Origin of the sequence: Streptomyces phaeofaciens (assembly GCF_014648915.1) — a bacterium.
Lineage (GTDB): Bacteria > Actinomycetota > Actinomycetes > Streptomycetales > Streptomycetaceae > Streptomyces > Streptomyces phaeofaciens.
In genome coordinates this window covers 112,713-129,883 of the sequence record NZ_BMSA01000008.1, presented here as the reverse complement: position 1 = coordinate 129,883, position 17,171 = coordinate 112,713, and the positions used below count along the sequence as shown (strand labels likewise).

Below are 17,171 nucleotides of genomic sequence, written 5' to 3'. Positions count from 1 at the left end.
GGGAGCCGAGATGGACCTGTACGAACACCAGGCAAGGGAACTGTTCGAGGAACACGGCATCGTGGTGCCGAGGGCGGAGGTCACCGACTCGGCGAAGGAAGCACGCGGGATCGCCCGCCGGCTCGGTGGCAGGGTCGTGGTGAAGGCCCAGGTCAAGACCGGTGGCCGCGGCAAGGCGGGCGGTGTCAAGGTGGCCGCCGACCCGGCCGCCGCAGAGATCACGGCCCGCCAGATCCTCGGCATGGACATCAAGGGGCACACGGTCGGCACGGTGATGCTGGCCGAGCCCGTCGACATCGAGAGCGAGTTCTACGTCTCCTATGTACTGGACCGGGCCGGCGGCGGGTTCCTCGCGATCGCCTCCGCCGAGGGCGGCATGGACATCGAGGAGGTCGCCGCCACCCGGCCCGACGCCGTCGCCCGTGTCCCCGTCGACCCGGCCGAGGGCGTCACCCCGTCGAAGGCGGCCGAGATCGCCGAGGCGGCGGGCCTGCCGGCGCAGTCCGTCGACGTCCTGGTCCGTCTCTGGCAGGTACTGGTCCGCGAGGACGCCCTGCTCGTCGAGGTGAACCCGCTCGTGCGCACCGCGCAGGGCCGGATCCTCGCCCTCGACGGCAAGGTCACCCTCGACGACAACGCCTCCTTCCGGCAGGCCCGTTGGGGCGCCGACGCGGCCGGCCCCGCGGACCCGCTGGAGGCCGCGGCCGCCGCCAAGGGCCTCACCTACGTGAAGCTCGACGGCGAGGTCGGCATCATCGGCAACGGCGCCGGACTGGTCATGTCCACCCTCGATGTGGTCGCCGGCTGCGGTGCCCGGCCCGCCAACTTCCTCGACATCGGCGGCGGGGCGTCCGCGCAGATCATGGCCGACGGACTCTCGGTCATCCTGTCCGACCCGGCCGTGCGGTCGGTCCTCGTCAACGTCTTCGGCGGCATCACCGCCTGCGACGCGGTCGCCGAGGGCATCGTGCGGGCGCTGGACACCGTACGGCTGACCAAACCGCTCGTCGTCCGGCTCGACGGCAACAACGCGGCCCAGGGGCGGGCGATCCTCGACGCCCAGCGGCATCCGCTGGTCGAGCAGGCCACCACCATGGACGGCGCCGCCCGCCGTGCCGCCCACCTCGCCACCTCAGCCTGAGGAGACCGCACACCATGGCCATCTACCTCACCCAGGAGAGCAAGGTCCTCGTCCAGGGCATGACCGGCGGCGAGGGCATGAAGCACACCCGGCGCATGCTCGCGGCCGGTACGGACGTCGTCGGCGGCGTGAACCCCCGCAAGGCGGGACGCACCGTCGACTTCGGGGACCGTGCGGTCCCCGTCTTCGGATCCGTCGCCGAGGGCATGGCGGCGACCGGCGCCGACGTGAGCGTCGTCTTCGTTCCGCCCGCCTTCGTCAGGGCGGCGGTGACCGAGGCCGCCGACGCCGGGATCGGCCTCGCCGTGGTCATCACCGAGGGCGTCCCCGTCCACGACTCCGTCTCCTTCACGGCGTACGCGAAGGCACGCGGCACCCGGATCGTCGGCCCGAACTGCCCCGGCCTGATCACCCCCGGGCAGTCCAACGCGGGCATCATCCCGGCCGACATCACCAAGCCGGGCCGGATCGGACTGGTCTCCAAGTCCGGCACGCTCACCTACCAACTCATGTACGAGCTGCGCGACATCGGGTTCTCCACCTGCGTCGGCATCGGCGGCGACCCGGTCGTCGGCACCAGCCACATCGACTGCCTGGCCGCCTTCGAGGACGACCCCGACACCGAGCTGATCGTCCTCATCGGCGAGATCGGCGGCGACGCCGAGGAACGCGCGGCCGCCTTCATCCGCGACCACGTCAGCAAGCCCGTCGTCGGCTACATCGCGGGCTTCACCGCGCCCGAGGGCAAGACGATGGGCCACGCCGGCGCGATCGTCTCCGGCTCCTCGGGAACCGCGCGGGCGAAGAAGGAGGCGCTGGAGGCCGTGGGGGTCCGCGTGGGCCGTACGCCCACGGAGACGGCGCGGCTCGCCCTCGCGGTACTGGAAGGAGAGGCCTGACCTGTACCGGCAGGCGGGGTCCGACCTCCCTTTCCCCCTTTCCCCCTTTCCCCCTTTCCTCTCGACCGTGCACCGAGAGCGGAGCATCCCCATGACCACCACCCTCACCCTCAAGTCCGGCACCTCCTGGGCCGACGCGTGGCGGCGCTGCCTCGCCGTCGCCCCGGAGGCCTTCCGGGACGACCGTGTCCTCAACCTCTGGAACGCCGGCTGGCGGGCGGACGGCCGCGTGCTGCCCGCCGCCAGCCCGGTCGACGGCGGTCCGGTCGCGGGCCCGCCGCGCCTGGACCGGGCGACGGCGCACCAGGCCGTCCGCGCCTCCCTCGACCAGCACCGCGCCTGGCGGCACGTGCCGCAGGCCGAACGCCGGGCCCGGGTCGCCGCCACCCTCGACGCCCTCGCCGAACACCGCGAACTCCTCGCCCTGCTGCTCGTCTGGGAGATCGGCAAGCCCTGGCGCCTCGCGCAGGCGGACGTCGACCGCGCGGTCGACGGGGTGCGCTGGTACGTCGACGGCATCGAGGCGATGACGGCCGGCCGCTCCCCGCTGGACGGCCCGGTCTCCAACATCGCGAGCTGGAACTACCCGATGAGCGTGCTGGTGCACGCGATGCTGGTCCAGGCCCTGGCGGGCAACGCGGTGATCGCCAAGACCCCCACCGACGGCGGGGTCGCCTGTCTGACCCTGGCCTGCGCCCTCGCCGCCCGCGAGGGCGTCCCGGTCACCCTCGTCAGCGGCAGCGGCGGTGAGCTGTCGGAGGCGCTGGTGCGGGCGCCCGAGATCGGCTGCGTCTCCTTCGTCGGCGGCCGCGACACCGGCGCCGCCGTGGCCACCGCCGTCGCCGACCTCGGCAAACGGCACGTCCTCGAACAGGAGGGGCTCAACACCTGGGGCATCTGGAACTACTCGGACTGGGACACCCTGGCGGCGGTGATCCCGGGGCTCTTCGACTACGGCAAGCAGCGCTGTACGGCCTACCCGCGCTTCGTCGTCCAGCGCGAGCTGTTCGACGCGTTCCTCGCGGCCTACCTCCCGGCCGTCCGCACGCTGACCGTCGGCCACCCGCTGGCCGTCGAACAGCGCGCGGACCCCTACCCGCGGCTGGACTTCGGGCCGGTGATCAACGCGGCCAAGGCGAAGGAGCTGCACGACCAGGTCGCCGAGGCCATCGACCGCGGCGCGGTTCCGCTGCACCGCGGCAGCCTGGCCGACGCCCGCTTCCTGCCCGGCCAGGACACCTCGGCCTACGTCCAGCCGGTCACCCTCCTCAATCCGCCGCCGTCCTCGCCGCTGCACCACGCGGAGCCGTTCGGCCCGGTCGACACCATCGTCCTGGTCGACACGGAGGCGGAGCTGCTGGCGGCGATGAACGCCTCCAACGGCGCCCTGGTCGCCACCCTCTCCACGGACGACCGGGCCACCTACGACCGGCTGGCCCCGCACATCCGTGCCTTCAAGGTCGGCCACGGCCGGCCCCGCTCGCGCGGCGACCGCGACGAGCTGTTCGGCGGATTCGGGGCGTCCTGGCGGGGGGCGTTCGTCGGCGGCGAGCTGCTGGTCCACGCGGTGACCCGGGGACCGGCGGGGGAGCGGCTGCCGGGGAACTTCCCGGAGTACCAGCTGATGCCCTGACCACGGCCCGGTGACGGAACCCATCGTGCGGTGACCGCCCGGTCACCCACGGTGGTCCCTCCTCCCGCCGGTCGGCGGGGCCCCGGCAGGCGGATACGCAGGTGAAACGCACCCCGAAACCTTGGTATTGTTGTCCATGTCGCCGCGGGGGAACCCGCACGACAGACACCTTGTCCGGGTGGCGGAATGGCAGACGCGCTAGCTTGAGGTGCTAGTGCCCTTTATCGGGCGTGGGGGTTCAAGTCCCCCCTCGGACACTCTCACTCTCCGTTGCGAGCGGGTTTCGCTCGGTGAGTCCACATTGCCCGTATTCGGCTGCCGCCGGATGCGGGTTTTGTCGTTCCCGGTACGCATCAATTGCTCTGTTGCCGCCCGAATGTACCGGAAGGCCGTTTATCGGTTGTCGTGTCGCTTGTCCCTGCGGTGTTGTCGGGGTGCTGCTCCCCAGTACGACTGACGGACCGTCAATGTTCATCAGGGTCCCCATGTTGACGGCATGTAGCTCATTCTTGTGGTGATACGATCACGCTCGCTTGTAGAGCGGGCGGATGGGTGCAAGACGACATCTCCGACTACGGGGACAGTCCGGGCGGCAACCCCGGTGCGGGCGGTCCGCCGGTCCACCCGCAATTGACGGGAATTCAGCAACTGGCCGTCAGTCGCCTGAAGAGAGTCTTATGACTGATTACATACAGAACCCGGTACTCTGGGCTCTCCTCGTCGCCGTGCTTGTCTCTGTCGCCCTCATTGTTCGCCAGCGCAGGGCGGCGCGGACCTTACGGCAGGAGTTCGCCGACCTCCGGGCTCGTCACACCGAGCTCGAGAACGGGTACGCGAAATCCGTCGAGGCAGCTCAAGAAAGAGCCGACGAGGCTACGAAAACGGTCCTGAAGTCCGCGATGCGGACGCTTCAGGGTCTTGCCGCGGAACAGCAATTGATTGTTTCCCGGCTGCAGACAAAATATGGCGAGTCGGTGATCCTCCAGGACCTTCTGGAGATCGACCACACGAACTCTCAGTTCGGTCGCCGAGCCCAGTCCATCGCGGTGCTCTGCGACGGCTGGCTGGGACGTCAGCGCGATGTCGCGTCCATTTATGACGTGGTGCGCAGCGCGCAGGGCAGGGTCCGTCACTACCGGCGGGTGGAAATTCTCTCGCAGGTGGACTTCGGTATCACCAGCCGTGCGGTGGAACCCGTGGCACTGGCCCTCGCGGAACTGCTCGACAACGCCACGAGCTATTCCAGCCCCGACACCGTCGTCGAGATCAATATTCGTACCGTTCCCAAGGGAATCTGCATCGTCGTCGACGACGCGGGTGTCGGTATGAACGACGAAGAGCGGGCCCGCGCCGACAAGCTCCTCACCAGTGAGCGGGTCTCCGGCGTCTCCGCACTCGGCAACCCGCCGCAGTTCGGTTTCGCGGTGATCGGTGTCCTCAGCGAGCGCTTCGGCTTCGAGGTGTCCGTGGACTCCAGCTCCCCGTACGGGGGTGTCCGTGCCGTCCTGCTCCTGCCGCACGATCTGCTCACGAACGCTCCCGAGCAGAAGGAGCCGGCTCCGGTCGTCCCCGCCGCTGCACCCCAGGGCCGCGGTGGCCCCGAGGGCGCGGTGCCCATGACCACCACCTCCGACGGTCTGCCGAAGCGGCGTCGCAAGCGGCCGATGGCCATCGTGCCCGGCACGGCGTCAGGCGGTTCCGGCCCCGCCCGCTCGGGCGCGGAGACGGCGGCCATCATGGGCGCCTTCCAGCGCGGTACCCGGTCGGGCCGGGCCACGCAGACGGACCCCGCGGAACAGTCGAGCAGCACCCGTGGTGCAAGCAGCGAAGGGCATGAGTTCTCGTGAACGACGATCTGTCATGGATGCTTGACAGCGCCCTGGAGATTCCCGGGGCTCTGCACGCCGTCCTGATCTCCGCCGACGGCCTGCTGATGGCACGGACGCAGGACTTCGACAAGGACGACGCGGACCGCGTGGCCGCCGCGATGAGCGGCGTGCAGTCGCTCAGCCGCTCCCTGGCCTTCTTCTGCGAGGACGCCAGTCAGCGGTGGCGGCAGACGGTGGTCGAGTTCGACGGGGGCTGGGTCTTCCTGATCTCCGCCGGCGAGGGCGCCTACCTCGGCGTCTCGGCCTCCCCGGACATCGACATGCAGGACATCACCTTCCGTATGCAGCAGCTCGTGGGCCAGCTCGGCAAGACGCTGATGACGCCGCCGCGCGAGAACCTCGGCGTCCGGTCATGACGGGCTTCGACGAACTGGAGGCCCAGACACCGGAGTTAGTGCGTCCGTACGTCATCACCAAGGGACGCGGACTGCCCGACGAGGAGCAGCTCTCCCTCATCACGCTGGTCACGGCCACCGCCGACCACCAGCAGCGGCCCACCCGGCTGTCCCCGGAGGAACAGAGCCTGCTCGACCTGTGCTCGGCGGGCTATCTCTCGGTCGCCGAGATCGCGGGGCACACCCAACTGCCCCTGGGTGTGGTCAAGATCCTCCTCGCCGCCCTCACCGAGGGCGGCTACCTCGTCACCCGCCCGCCCGTCCAGCGGGCCTCGCTCGCCGACAGGGAGATCCTGGAGGAGGTGCTGAATGGTCTCAGGGCCAAGTTTGGATGAGCACGCGTACGTCCGGGAGGGCGCGACGCAGACAGCGGTGAAGATCCTCGTCGTGGGTCACTTCGCGGTGGGCAAGACCACGTTCATCGGGGCGATCTCCGAGATCCAGCCGCTGACCACCGAGGAGACGATGACCCGGGCCGCCGAGTCGATCGACGACCTCAAGGGGGTCCAGGGCAAGACCACCACCACGGTCGCCATGGACTTCGGCCGTCTGACCATCAGCGACCGTGTCGTGCTGTACCTGTTCGGAACGCCGGGCCAGCAGCGCTTCGTGCAGATGTGGGAGGACATGGCACGCGGCGCGCTCGGCGCGCTGGTGCTGGTCGACCCCGAGCGGCTCGCGGACTCCTTCGCCGTGATCGATCTGATCGAGCAGTACGGACTCGACTACGCCATCGCCGTCAACCACTTCGACGGCTCGCCGCTGCGCGACGAGATGGCCCTGCGCGACGCACTGGACCTGCTCGACGACACCCCCGTCGTCACCTGCGACGCACGCGACGAGAGGTCGTCGGCCGAAGCGCTGATCACCCTCGTCCGTCACTTGCAGGACCGTGCCCACTAGGAGCAGAAATGGACGCCCAACCCACCGCCCCCGTGCCCCCTCCCGGGTGCCCGGCACACAACACCGGCGGCAGAGTGCCGCTGCACGGACCGGAGTTCGCCGCCGACCCGCAGGCCTACTACACCTACCTGCGGCACTACGGGCCCACCGCACCCGTCGAGCTGGCGCCGGGTGTCGAGGCGACGCTCGTCACCGACTACGCCACCGCGCTCCACCTCCTCCAGGACTCCGGCTCGTTCCGCAAGGACGCGCGCCGCTGGCGGGACCTCAACGAGGGCCGGATACCCCCGGACAGCCCGATCGCGCCCGTGCTCGCGTACCGGCCCAACGCCATGTTCAGCGACGGCGCCGAGCACCTGAGGCTGCGTCAGGCGATCACGGACAGCATGGCCCGGGTCGACTCGCGCCGGCTGAGCCAGAGCACCGAGCAGGTCTCCAACTTCCTCATATCCCAGTTCGGTTCGCGCGGCTCGGCCGACCTGCTCGGCGACTACGCCAAGCAGGTGCCGCTGTTCGTGTTCAACGAACTCTTCGGCTGCCCCGCCGACATCGGCGACCGGATCGTCTTCGGTATCACCGGCATGTTCGACGGGATCAACGCCGAGAAGGCGATGGGGGTGCTCTTCGGGGCCATCGGCGAGCTGATCGCGCTGAAGCGGGCCAAGCCCGCGGACGACGTCACCTCGTGGCTGATGGAGCACCCGAGCAAGCTGACCGACGAGGAGATGCTCCACCAGCTCGCCCTGCTGCTGGTGGCGGGCAACGAACCGCTGCGCAACCTCATCGGCAACACCCTGCACCGGCTGCTCACCCACGACGCGTACGCCCACCAGGGCGGTCTGATCGACGAGGCGATCGACGACACGCTGTGGGAGAACCCGCCGATGCAGAACCTCGCCGCCCACTACCCGGCCTCCGACATGGAGTTCGCCGGGCAGAAGCTCCAGGCCGGCGACCTGGTCCTGGTCAGCTTCGCCGCGGCCAACACCGGCCCGGCCCTGTCGGCGGCGCGCCAGGCGGGCAGCAACCGCGCCCATCTGTCGTGGAGCGCGGGCCCGCACGCCTGCCCGTCGAAGGAGCCCGGCCGGCAGATCACCGTGACGGCGATCGAGAACCTCCTCAACAAGCTTCCGGACGTCGAACTCGCGGTCCCGACCGAGAGCCTGACCTGGCGGCCCGGACCGTTCAACCGCGGACTGGCCGTCCTGCCCGCCAAGTTCACCCCGGTGCAGCCCGTGCGCCGGCCCGCCGCGCAGGCCCCGGCGGCCAGTGAGGCGCAGGCGCAGCAGGACCGGACCGCCCGGGGCGGCAGGACCGAACGCGGAGGTGTGTGGAGCCAGTTCCTCAACTGGCTGACGAGGTGATTCACACAACACCCGTCAACTCTCCACCATTGCATGACGATTCAACCTCGGGGGTAGTGAGGAACGCGGCATTCCGTGTTGCTCACGAATCAGAGGAGGTGTCGTGGACCACATAGTCATCGACGCCGTTTTCATACCACTCCCATCCGTCGTGCACCCCCTGATACCCGCCCCGCCAGGCGGGTATCTTCATGTCGGACCCGTCCCCCCGGGGGAGGGGCGGTGACGGCCTCCGGCTACGACGCCGGGCGGAAGCCCGGCACGGAGACGCTCGGCGGCCACGCGGCCCGGCAGCTGCTGCGGCTCGGCGAGATCGCCGGGCTGGCCCGAGCCGACTCCAAGGTCTACGCGCGCACACTCGTCGAGGCGCTGGGCCCCGTCGCCGAACGGCCGCTGCATCTGCCGCCGCCCAGCGACAGCTTCATCTCCGACGACCACACCCCGGTGGAGTTCTCGCTCTCCTTCGAACCGGACGCGGCACCGACCCTGCGGGTGCTGCTGGAACCGGGCGCCGGTGACACCGGGCCCGCCGAGAACGGGCGTACCGGGCTGCGGGTCCTGCGCGAGCTGGCCGGCCGCTGGGGCATCTCCACCGGCCGGCTCGACGAACTGGAGGACCTCTTCCTTCCGCCCTCGCCCGAGGGCCCGCTGGCCCTGTGGTGCGCACTGGAACTGCGGCCCGGGTCCGTGCCGCGGGTCAAGGCGTATCTGAACCCGGCGGCGAACGGGGTGAAGAACGCCGCGAAGACGGTGCGCAAGGCACTGAAACGCCTCGGCCACCGGCAGGCGTTCAAGGCACTGCCCGACGGCGACCGCCTGCTGTTCTTCGCCCTCGACCTCGGTGACTGGGACGAGCCGCGGGCGAAGGTCTACCTCGCGCACCACGACCTCCCGGCCGCGGAGGTGGCCGCTCTGTCCCGGATGGACGGCGGTCCCGCTCCGGCGGAGATCGAGGAGTTCCTCCGGCTCGCCACCGGAGCGGACACCGGTGCCGACGACGGCCCGCGGCGGCGGCCCGTCCGCCGACCGTTCCAGACGTGTCATGCCTTCACCAAGACCGGGTCGGGGCTGCCCAGCGGCTTCACCCTCTACGTACCGGTGCGGGACCACGCCCCGCACGACGGCGAGGCCCTGGCCCGCGCCACGGACCTGCTCAAGCGGTACGCCATCGACCCCGCCCCGCTGCACCAGGCCCTGACCGCCGTCACCGAGCGCCGGCCCGAGGACGGCGTGGGACTCGTCGCCTACCTGGGCCTCGCCCACCAGCAGGGCCGCCCGCCCCGGATCATGACGTACATCTCCTCGGAGGCGTACCAGGTCCGCCCGCCCGTCGCACCCCGCCCCGCCGGGGCCGCGGCCGGACGCTAGGGCTTCTGTTTCGGATCTTGCCGGGGCCGAAAGTAAGGCCCTGGCCCCACCGCTCGCGGCACGGAAAAGCGAGGGGAGCCGTACGCCGACGTCGTCGAACCGCTCCCCTCCCACCCCACCAGGACCCGCGCGCACGATCCGTCCCGGCCGCCCGGGCGGACGTCACTCCGCGCGCAGTTCCTCCAGGTACGGTGCCACGTTCACCTGGATCGACGCGCTCTGCGCCTGCCCGTACTGGCCGGCGATACCGCCCAGGTAGGCGCTGATCTCCTTGCGCATGACCTCCGGCTCGGGCAGGACCGCCCGGCCCGAGACGATCCGGGCCACCCAGCGCGCCTGGGCCTCCACCAGCCGGGTGATGGACCCGTGCGGGCGGACCAGCCCGAGGAAGTGCAGTCCGGGACGGTCCGGCGCGACGACCCGCTTGAACAGTTCGACCGAGCCCTGCGGCCCGAAGGGGGAGCCGTCGGGCAGGAAGGGGAACGCCATGCGGTAGCCGGTGCAGTACACGACGGCGTCGGCGCGCACGGACGTGCCGTCGGTGAACACCACCCGCTCACCGTCGAGACGCTCGATCGCGGGTCTGGGGGTGACCCCGCCGTGGCGGATACGGCTGAGGATCTCGTCGGAGATGGTCACGGCCGAGGCGAAGACCGGGTGGTCCGGCTCGGGCAGGCCGTAGTCCCCGAGCTTGCCCCGGGCGACCAGCAGGGCCTGTTCGATGAACCGGCGCTGCTCGTCCAGCGACATGGCCGTCCACCACGACGCCTCGGCCACGTCGTCCAGGGGCATGCCGAAGAGCTGCTTGGGCAGGATGTGCAGGCCCCGGCGGACGGACAGCACGGTCTGCTCGGCGTACCGGGAGAGGTCCGCGGCGATGTCCACCGCCGAGGCGCCCAGCCCCACGACGACCACCCTCCGGCCGGCGAAGTCGCTGCCGTCGCGGTAGTCCAGGGCGTGCAGAATCCTTCCCTGGAAGGTGTCGGAGCCCGGCGCCGGGGCGGGCAGCACCGGCTCGGTGTTGTGCCCCGAGGCCACGATCACGTGAGTGAAGCCGCGGGTGGCGCGCACCCCCCGGGCGTCCTGGCTCACGACCGTCCACCCGCCGTCGGCTTCCTGCCGTACGGACTCGACGGTCGTCCCCAGCTCGATGTGTCCGAGGACCCCGGCCCACTCGGCGAAGGAACGCAGATACGCGGCGAAGTCGCTGTGCCGGGGATAGACCGGGTAGGAGGCCGGCATCGGGTAGTCGGCGTAACCGGTGAGCTGCTTGTTGGTGTTGAGGTGGAGTGAGAGGTAACCCGGGCCCCGCTCGCCGGCCTGGGGCCTGCGCCAGAGGCCGCCGACGTCGGAGGCCTGTTCGAGGCAGACGAAGTCGAGCCCCTCGGACTTCAGGGCACGAGCCGCCGCAAGTCCCGACAGACCTGCCCCGATCAGACACACACGCACGGCTTCCCCCACAGGAAAGACACCACCCTTTCGCGGACCGGCAGTTGACTGCCCATCCGGCACACGCCCCACTCCTCACCCGGCGGCGACAAGGATCACAGGGGTGGTGCGGCCGACGGCCGGGTGGGGCGGGCCGGTGCTCAGTCGCGGGCTGCGGCCCACAGCCCGCGCACATGCCCCAGATGGCGCGTCATGATCTCGTGCACGGCCCGCCCGTCGCGGGCCAGCAGGGCGTCCAGGAGTTCCAGGTGCTCCTCGGCGGAGGCCAGCAGCCGGCCGGACGCGGACAGGGCGGTGAGACCGTAGAGGCGGGCCCGGCCGCGCAGCCCGCGGACCACCTCGACGAGATGGGAGTTGCCGGCCAGGGCCAGCAGGCCCAGGTGGAAGCGGGTGTCGGCCTCCACGTACGCGATGAGGTCACCGGCCACGGCGGCGGCCACGATCTCCCGGGCGGCCGGGCGCAGCGCCTCCAGCGACACCGGGTCGGCGGTCGTGGCCAGGGCCACCACCGTGGGGATCTCGATGAGCGCGCGGACGTGGGTGTACTCGTCGAGCTGCCGGTCGGAGACCTCGGTGACCCGGAAGCCCTTGTTGGGGACCGCGTCGACCAGGCCCTCCTTCGCCAGGTCCAGCATCGCCTCGCGCACCGGGGTCGCCGAGACACCGAACCGGGCGGCCAGCGTCGGTGCCGAGTACACCTCGCCGGGCCGCAGTTCGCCCGCGATCAGCGCGGCCCGCAGCGCGTCGGCGACCCGCTCGCGGTAGCTGCTGCGCCGGCCGCCCAGCACCGGCAGGTCCGGTCCGGGCGCGGACGCGGCGGGTGTCTGGCTGCTGGGGCGCGGGGCGGCCATGGCGGGTCTCCTCGAAGGCGGGCAGGGGCGTGCGGCATGCGATGCCCGGTGCCGTGTCGCGTGCTATGTCACGTGCCACCAGTATCCACCGCGGTGGAGAGGGCGGGTCAGAGCACGAACCCCGCGGGGAACGGGTCCGTCGGGTCCAGCAGGTACTGGGCGGTGCCGGTGATCCAGGCGCGGCCGGTGATGCCGGGCAGCACCGCCGCACGCCCCGCGACCTCCGTGGTGCCGAGCAGCCGGCCCGTGAACCGGGTGCCGATGAAGGACTCGTTCACGAAGTCGGTGTGCAGCGGGAGTTCACCGCGCGCGTGCAGCTGCGCCATGCGCGCGCTCGTGCCCGTCCCGCAGGGGGAGCGGTCGAACCAGCCGGGGTGAATGGCCATCGCGTGCCGGGAGTGGGCGGCCGTGGAGCCGGGCGCGGACAGATAGACGTGGTGGCAGCCGCGGATCGACGGATCCTCCGGATGCACCGGCTCCGCCTCGGAGTTGACCGCCTCCATCAGGGACAGCCCGGCCCGCAGGATGTCGTCCTTGCGCGCGCGGTCGAAGGGCAGCCCGAACGCCTCCAGCGGCACGATGGCGTAGAAGTTCCCGCCGAACGCCAGGTCGTACGTCACCGTACGGCCGTCGGGCAGCGTCGCCTCGCGGTCCAGGGCCACCGAGAAGGACGGCACGTTGCGCAGGGTCACCGACCGGGCGGCGCCGTCCTCGACGGCCACCTCGGCGACGACCGGCCCGGCCGGGGTGTCCAGCCGGATGGTGGTGACCGGTTCCACGACCTCGACCATGCCCGTCTCCACCAGCACGGTCGCCACCCCGATGGTGCCGTGCCCGCACATCGGCAGATAGCCGGAGACCTCGATGTAGACGACCCCGAAGTCGCAGTCCGGCCGGGTCGGCGGCTGGAGGATCGCGCCGCTCATCGCGGAGTGCCCGCGCGGCTCGTTCATCAGCAACTGCTTGATGTCGTCGCGGTGTTCACGGAAGTACAGCCGTCGCTCGTTCATCGTCGCGCCCGGGATCGTGCCGATCCCGCCGGTGATCACCCGGGTGGGCATGCCCTCGGTGTGCGAGTCGACGGCGTGCAGGACGAGTTTGCTGCGCATGAAGTCCCCTTCTGGACGGAGGAGGTGCGACCGGGTCAGGCGAGTCCCGCCGCGACGGCCTTCTCGGTGGCCGCGCGGACGGCGGCCTCCTGCTCGGGCGGCAGCGGGAGACGGGGCGGCCGGCACCGGCCGCCGTGACGGCCCACGAGGTCCATCGACAGCTTGATCGCCTGTACGAACTCGACGCGCGAGTCCCAGCGCAGCAGGGGGTGCAACTGGCGGTAGAGCGGCAGCGCGGCGGTGAGGTCCCCGGCGACGGCGGCACGGTACAGCTCGACCGAGGCCCTCGGCAGCGCGTTCGGGTACCCGGCCACCCAGCCCTTGGCGCCCGCCACCGCCAGCTCGAGCAGCACATCGTCTGCGCCGATCAACAGGTCGAGTTCCGGGGCGAGTTCGGCGATCCGGTAGGCGCGCCGGACGTCCCCGGAGAACTCCTTGACGCCCTGGACGAGCCCCTCGCCGTGCAACCGGGCCAGCAACTCGGGCACGAGGTCGACCTTGGTGTCGATCGGGTTGTTGTACGCCACGACGGGCAGGCCCGCCTCGGCGACCTCCGCGTAGTGGGCGAGCACCGCGCGTTCGTCGGCGCGGTAGGCGTTGGGCGGCAGCAGCATGACGGCCCCGCAGCCCGCCTCGCGCGCCTGCTCGGCCCAGCGCCGCGCCTCCGCCGAGCCGTAGGCGGCGACTCCGGGCATCACCCGGTCCCCGCCGACCGCGGCCACCGCGGTCTCCACCACCCGGGCCCGCTCCTCGGGTGTGAGCACCTGGTACTCGCCGAGGGAGCCGTTCGGTACGACGCCGTCACAGCCGTTCGCCACCAGCCAGGCGCAGTGTTCGGCGTACCGGTCGTAGTCCACGGCGAGGTTCTCGTCCAGCGGGAGGGCGGTGGCGACGAGGACGCCGTGCCAGGGGCGGGTCCGGGGTGTGGTCATGGGGGAGGGCCTCTCTTTCGGCTTGTTCGGCCTGCTCGGCTCTTTCGGGGGATTCCTTCAGGGAGCGACGGCATCGGTATGTGACATGGCACTGAGTCGCGACCCGGCACCCGTCACCGGTCACCCGTCACCGGGCCGGCGGGGGATCGTCGGTGGGCGCGGCCAGCATGCCGAGCGGGACCGGGCGGGCCGGCAGCCGGCGGGCCGGGGTGGCCGCGCAGCCCGCGACACCCGCCACACCGGATTCGCACATCCGGCCCTGGCACCAGCCCATCCCGGCCCGGGTCAGCAGCTTCACCGTGCGCAGATCGCCGGCGCCGAGCGAGCCGACGGCCTCCCGGACCGCACCGGCGGTGACCTCCTCGCAGCGGCACACGACCGTCTCGTCGGTCACCAGCTCCGCCCAGTGCGCCGGGGGCGCGAACGCGCCGGCGAGACCCTCGGAGAACGCGCGCAGCCGGGTCCGGGTCCGGGCGGCCCGGGTCCGCCGTGCCGGATCGGGGGCCGTGCCGTGCAGCCGGGCCGCCGCGGACCGGCCCGCGAGGTGTCCCTCGGCCAGCGACAGGGCCGCGCCGCCGACGCCCGTGGACTCGCCCGCCGCCCATACGCCGGGGACGTCGGTGCGCTGTTCGTCGTCCACGCGCACGGCCGGTCCGTCGAGACGGCAGCCGAGCCCGTCCGCGAGATCGGTGTGCGGCAGCAGACCGTGGCCCACGGCCAGGGTGTCGCAGGGGAGGCGGAGCGCGGTGCCGGGTCGCGGACGCCCGTCGGGGCCGAGGGCGGCGACGGTCACGGACTCCAGCCGTTCGACGCCGTGCGCCTCCAGCACCGTATGACGGGCCTTCACCGAGACCCGATGGCGCAGGAGCCGAGCCGCGTACCCGGCCCCCTCGGCGAGCTTGTCCGGTGCTCCGGCGAGGGAGCGGGACCGGCGTACGAAGTCCCTGGGGCCGGCGGATTCGACCAGGGCGACGACCCTGGCGCCCGCCGCGGCGAGGCCGGTCGCGACGGGCAGCAGCAGCGGGCCGGTGCCGGCCACGACCGCCGTACGGCCGGGCAGGGTGAGTCCCCCCTTCAGCAGGGCCTGGGCGCCGCCCGCGGTGACCACGCCCGGCAGGGTCCAGCCGGGGAAGGGAAGCACCTTCTCGTAGGCGCCGGTCGCCAGCAGCACCCCGTGGGCGCGGATCGCGACGGACTCGCGCTGCTCGGGGCCGAGGAGCGCGTGGACCGTGAAGCCGGGGGCGGCGGGGTCATCGCGGACGGGCTCCCCCTCGACGGACGAATCCCTTTCCACCCAACACACATGATGGTCTGTCAGGTGGGTGACGCGCCCGTCGGCGAGACGGGTGTCGAGGCCGGTGCGCAGACGTTCCCAGGTGCGCCACTGGTGGTGGAGCGCCTGCGGGCGGCGGGCGCCGAGGCCGGGGGCGGGCTGCCGGTAGAACTGGCCGCCCGCCTGTGTGCCGGAGTCGATCAGCGTCACCCGCACCCCGCGCGCGGCCGCCGCCAGGGTGGCCGCGAGCCCCGCCGGGCCGGCGCCGATCACCGCGAGGACCGGGCGGCGCTCACTCATCGTGGCCCGTCCCCTCCTGCGTCCGGATGTCCGCGCCCGGTTCCGCGGGGACCAGGCAGGCCCGCTGGTTGGGCCGGCCGTCCACGGTCACCAGGCAGTCGAAGCACACCCCGATCCCGCAGAAGACCCCGCGAGGCCGTCCCCCGTCCCGCGTGGTGCGCCAGGCGGTGACGCCCGCCGACCACAGCACGGCGGCGACCGTCCGGCCGGGCAGCGCCTCGATCTCCCGGCCGTCGAACCGGACGGTGAACGGGGTTCCGGCGCGGGCCCGGACCAGTTCCAGCGGATTCACGCGGTGGCCTCCTCGGCGAAGCGGTCGGGGCGGAACGGGGTGAGGTCCAGCTCGGGCGTCCCGCCGGTCAGGGCCTGCGCGATCAGCTGCCCGCTGCCGGTGGCGAGCCCGATGCCCGCGCCCTCGTGCCCGCACGCGTGGAACAGCCCCGGCACGCGCGGATCGGGTCCGAGGGCGGGCAGATGGTCGGGCAGGTAGGGGCGGAATCCGAGGTACGTGCGCATCACCCGTACGTCGTCCAGGAAGGGGAACAGCCGGGTCGCCCCGGCCGCGAGGGCGCGGACGACGGGCAGGGAGAAGGAGCGGTCGAAGCCGACCCGCTCGCGGCTCGCGCCGATCAGGACCGGGCCGGCGGCGGTGCCCTCGACGACCGGCGAGGTCTGGAGGGCGGCCGAGTCGCTGGCCACGTCGGCCACGTAGTCGGCGGCGTACACCTTGTGCCGTACCCGGCGCGGCAGCGGCTCGGTGACCAGGACGAATCCGCGCCGGGGGAGCACGGGCAGGGGGACCCCGGCGAGGGCGGCGACCTCGCCGCCCCAGGTTCCGGCCGCGTTCACCACGGCGGGGGCGAGGAGGTCGCCCCGGTCGGTACGGACCCCGCGCACGGCGCCGTCGGCGCCGCGCAGCACCCGCGTCACCGTCCGGCCGGTCTCCAGCCGGGCGCCGGAGGCCCGGGCGAGGTGGGCTGCGGCCAGGGTGGGCATGACCTGGGCGTCCTGGGGATACAGCACTCCGCCCGCCAGGCCGGGGGCCAAGTGGGGCTCCAGCGAGCGGAGTTCGCTCGCGTCGACGGGGACGGTCCGTACTCCGGCCGCCCGCTGTCCGGCGGCCAGGCGGGCCAGGGCGGTGAGCCCGTCGGGGGTAGAGGCCACCACGAGCCCGCCCTTGGGCTCGTACTCGACGGCCGTGCCCAGCTCCTGGGCCAGCTCGCCCCACAACCGGGCGGACAGGAGGGCCAGGTGGAGTTCGGGTCCGGGTTCCTTGTCGGAGACGAGGAGATTGCCCTCGCCGGCTCCGGTCGTGCCGCCGGCCACCGGGCCCCGGTCCACCAGGATCACGTCGAGCCCGGCTCGGGCCGCGTACAGCGCACAGGCGGCGCCCACCATGCCGGCGCCGACGACCACCACGTCACCGCTGGGTCCGTTGGTCACGTCAGTAATATGTCACATGGCGCTCTGCGCCGGAACAGGACGGAGACCCACCGGCCCGCCCGGGCGACCGGCACACCGAGCCGTGCGGGACGAGCCGACCCGGCCCGTCACCACCCCGCGGCCCCCGGAAAAGATGAGGTGGCCAGGCCCGGATGCGGGGCATCATGACGGTCCGGCACCCGTACGCGGGGACGGAGACCACCACCCGGAACCCGCCCGTGC

16 protein-coding genes and 1 tRNA gene are annotated in these 17,171 nt (G+C 72.1%); 10 read left to right on the top strand and 7 right to left on the bottom strand.

Going from position 1 to position 17,171, the window contains the following annotated elements:
- The first annotated feature begins 10 nt into the window (after positions 1-10).
- The 10 genes from sucC to IE275_RS16130 all read left to right on the top strand — a co-directional run bounded on the left by sucC (position 11) and on the right by IE275_RS16130 (position 9,592).
- Entirely contained in the window at positions 11-1,141 is a 1,131-nt protein-coding gene (gene sucC / locus IE275_RS16175) for an ADP-forming succinate--CoA ligase subunit beta (RefSeq protein WP_189711988.1), read from the top strand.
- 14 nt (positions 1,142-1,155) lie between these two features.
- Positions 1,156-2,040 (top strand): succinate--CoA ligase subunit alpha, encoded by an 885-nt coding sequence (gene sucD / locus IE275_RS16170; RefSeq protein ID WP_189711987.1) that lies wholly within the window; start codon positions 1,156-1,158, stop codon positions 2,038-2,040.
- Positions 2,041-2,131: 91 nt separating this feature from the next.
- Positions 2,132-3,673, top strand: coding sequence for an aldehyde dehydrogenase family protein (locus IE275_RS16165; RefSeq protein ID WP_189711986.1), 1,542 nt, complete (start codon positions 2,132-2,134; stop codon positions 3,671-3,673).
- A gap of 172 nt (positions 3,674-3,845) precedes the next feature.
- Positions 3,846-3,930, top strand: a tRNA-Leu gene (locus IE275_RS16160).
- A 420-nt stretch (positions 3,931-4,350) separates the two neighbouring features.
- Complete coding sequence (locus IE275_RS16155) at positions 4,351-5,520, top strand: ATP-binding protein (RefSeq protein WP_189711985.1); 1,170 nt, start codon at positions 4,351-4,353, stop codon at positions 5,518-5,520.
- Entirely contained in the window at positions 5,517-5,918 is a 402-nt protein-coding gene (locus IE275_RS16150; protein ID WP_189711984.1) for a roadblock/LC7 domain-containing protein, read from the top strand. The genes IE275_RS16155 and IE275_RS16150 overlap by 4 nt, the downstream gene beginning before the upstream one ends.
- Positions 5,915-6,292, top strand: a complete 378-nt coding sequence (locus IE275_RS16145; RefSeq protein ID WP_189711983.1) for a DUF742 domain-containing protein — start codon at positions 5,915-5,917, stop codon at positions 6,290-6,292. Before IE275_RS16150 ends, IE275_RS16145 begins: the two co-directional genes overlap by 4 nt.
- The gene (locus IE275_RS16140; RefSeq protein ID WP_189711982.1) at positions 6,267-6,860 is read left to right on the top strand and encodes a GTP-binding protein; all 594 of its coding nucleotides are present in this window, start codon (positions 6,267-6,269) and stop codon (positions 6,858-6,860) included. The genes IE275_RS16145 and IE275_RS16140 overlap by 26 nt, the downstream gene beginning before the upstream one ends.
- Positions 6,861-6,868: 8 nt before the next feature.
- Positions 6,869-8,224 (top strand): cytochrome P450, encoded by a 1,356-nt coding sequence (locus IE275_RS16135; RefSeq protein ID WP_189711981.1) that lies wholly within the window; start codon positions 6,869-6,871, stop codon positions 8,222-8,224.
- 222 nt (positions 8,225-8,446) lie between these two features.
- Positions 8,447-9,592 (top strand): tryptophan dimethylallyltransferase family protein, encoded by a 1,146-nt coding sequence (locus IE275_RS16130; protein ID WP_189711980.1) that lies wholly within the window; start codon positions 8,447-8,449, stop codon positions 9,590-9,592.
- Between the two features lie 162 nt (positions 9,593-9,754).
- Here the strand turns inward: IE275_RS16130 and IE275_RS16125 are convergent, their stop codons facing one another.
- The 7 genes from IE275_RS16125 to IE275_RS16095 form a co-directional block, all read right to left on the bottom strand.
- The gene (locus IE275_RS16125; protein ID WP_189711979.1) at positions 9,755-11,041 is read right to left on the bottom strand and encodes a flavin-containing monooxygenase; all 1,287 of its coding nucleotides are present in this window, start codon (positions 11,039-11,041) and stop codon (positions 9,755-9,757) included.
- Between the two features lie 140 nt (positions 11,042-11,181).
- The gene (locus tag IE275_RS16120; RefSeq protein WP_189711978.1) at positions 11,182-11,892 is read right to left on the bottom strand and encodes a GntR family transcriptional regulator; all 711 of its coding nucleotides are present in this window, start codon (positions 11,890-11,892) and stop codon (positions 11,182-11,184) included.
- A 107-nt stretch (positions 11,893-11,999) separates the two neighbouring features.
- The gene (locus tag IE275_RS16115) at positions 12,000-13,001 is read right to left on the bottom strand and encodes a proline racemase family protein (RefSeq protein WP_189711977.1); all 1,002 of its coding nucleotides are present in this window, start codon (positions 12,999-13,001) and stop codon (positions 12,000-12,002) included.
- 35 nt (positions 13,002-13,036) lie between these two features.
- Positions 13,037-13,933 (bottom strand): dihydrodipicolinate synthase family protein, encoded by an 897-nt coding sequence (locus IE275_RS16110; RefSeq protein ID WP_189711976.1) that lies wholly within the window; start codon positions 13,931-13,933, stop codon positions 13,037-13,039.
- Between the two features lie 127 nt (positions 13,934-14,060).
- Positions 14,061-15,506, bottom strand: coding sequence for an NAD(P)/FAD-dependent oxidoreductase (locus IE275_RS16105; RefSeq protein WP_189711975.1), 1,446 nt, complete (start codon positions 15,504-15,506; stop codon positions 14,061-14,063).
- Positions 15,499-15,798, bottom strand: a complete 300-nt coding sequence (locus tag IE275_RS16100; protein WP_189711974.1) for a (2Fe-2S)-binding protein — start codon at positions 15,796-15,798, stop codon at positions 15,499-15,501. The genes IE275_RS16105 and IE275_RS16100 overlap by 8 nt, the downstream gene beginning before the upstream one ends.
- Positions 15,795-16,949 (bottom strand): NAD(P)/FAD-dependent oxidoreductase, encoded by a 1,155-nt coding sequence (locus IE275_RS16095; protein ID WP_189711973.1) that lies wholly within the window; start codon positions 16,947-16,949, stop codon positions 15,795-15,797. The genes IE275_RS16100 and IE275_RS16095 overlap by 4 nt, the downstream gene beginning before the upstream one ends.
- Positions 16,950-17,171: the final 222 nt, after the last annotated feature.

Coding starts and splice junctions, on each gene's coding strand:
- sucC (WP_189711988.1), top strand. CDS start 11: ATGGACCTGTACGAACACCAGGCAAGGGAACTGTTCGAGGAACACGGC.
- sucD (WP_189711987.1), top strand. CDS start 1,156: ATGGCCATCTACCTCACCCAGGAGAGCAAGGTCCTCGTCCAGGGCATG.
- IE275_RS16165 (WP_189711986.1), top strand. CDS start 2,132: ATGACCACCACCCTCACCCTCAAGTCCGGCACCTCCTGGGCCGACGCG.
- IE275_RS16155 (WP_189711985.1), top strand. CDS start 4,351: ATGACTGATTACATACAGAACCCGGTACTCTGGGCTCTCCTCGTCGCC.
- IE275_RS16145 (WP_189711983.1), top strand. CDS start 5,915: ATGACGGGCTTCGACGAACTGGAGGCCCAGACACCGGAGTTAGTGCGT.
- IE275_RS16140 (WP_189711982.1), top strand. CDS start 6,267: ATGGTCTCAGGGCCAAGTTTGGATGAGCACGCGTACGTCCGGGAGGGC.
- IE275_RS16135 (WP_189711981.1), top strand. CDS start 6,869: ATGGACGCCCAACCCACCGCCCCCGTGCCCCCTCCCGGGTGCCCGGCA.
- IE275_RS16120 (WP_189711978.1), bottom strand. CDS start 11,892: ATGGCCGCCCCGCGCCCCAGCAGCCAGACACCCGCCGCGTCCGCGCCC.
- IE275_RS16115 (WP_189711977.1), bottom strand. CDS start 13,001: ATGCGCAGCAAACTCGTCCTGCACGCCGTCGACTCGCACACCGAGGGC.
- IE275_RS16110 (WP_189711976.1), bottom strand. CDS start 13,933: ATGACCACACCCCGGACCCGCCCCTGGCACGGCGTCCTCGTCGCCACC.
- IE275_RS16105 (WP_189711975.1), bottom strand. CDS start 15,506: ATGAGTGAGCGCCGCCCGGTCCTCGCGGTGATCGGCGCCGGCCCGGCG.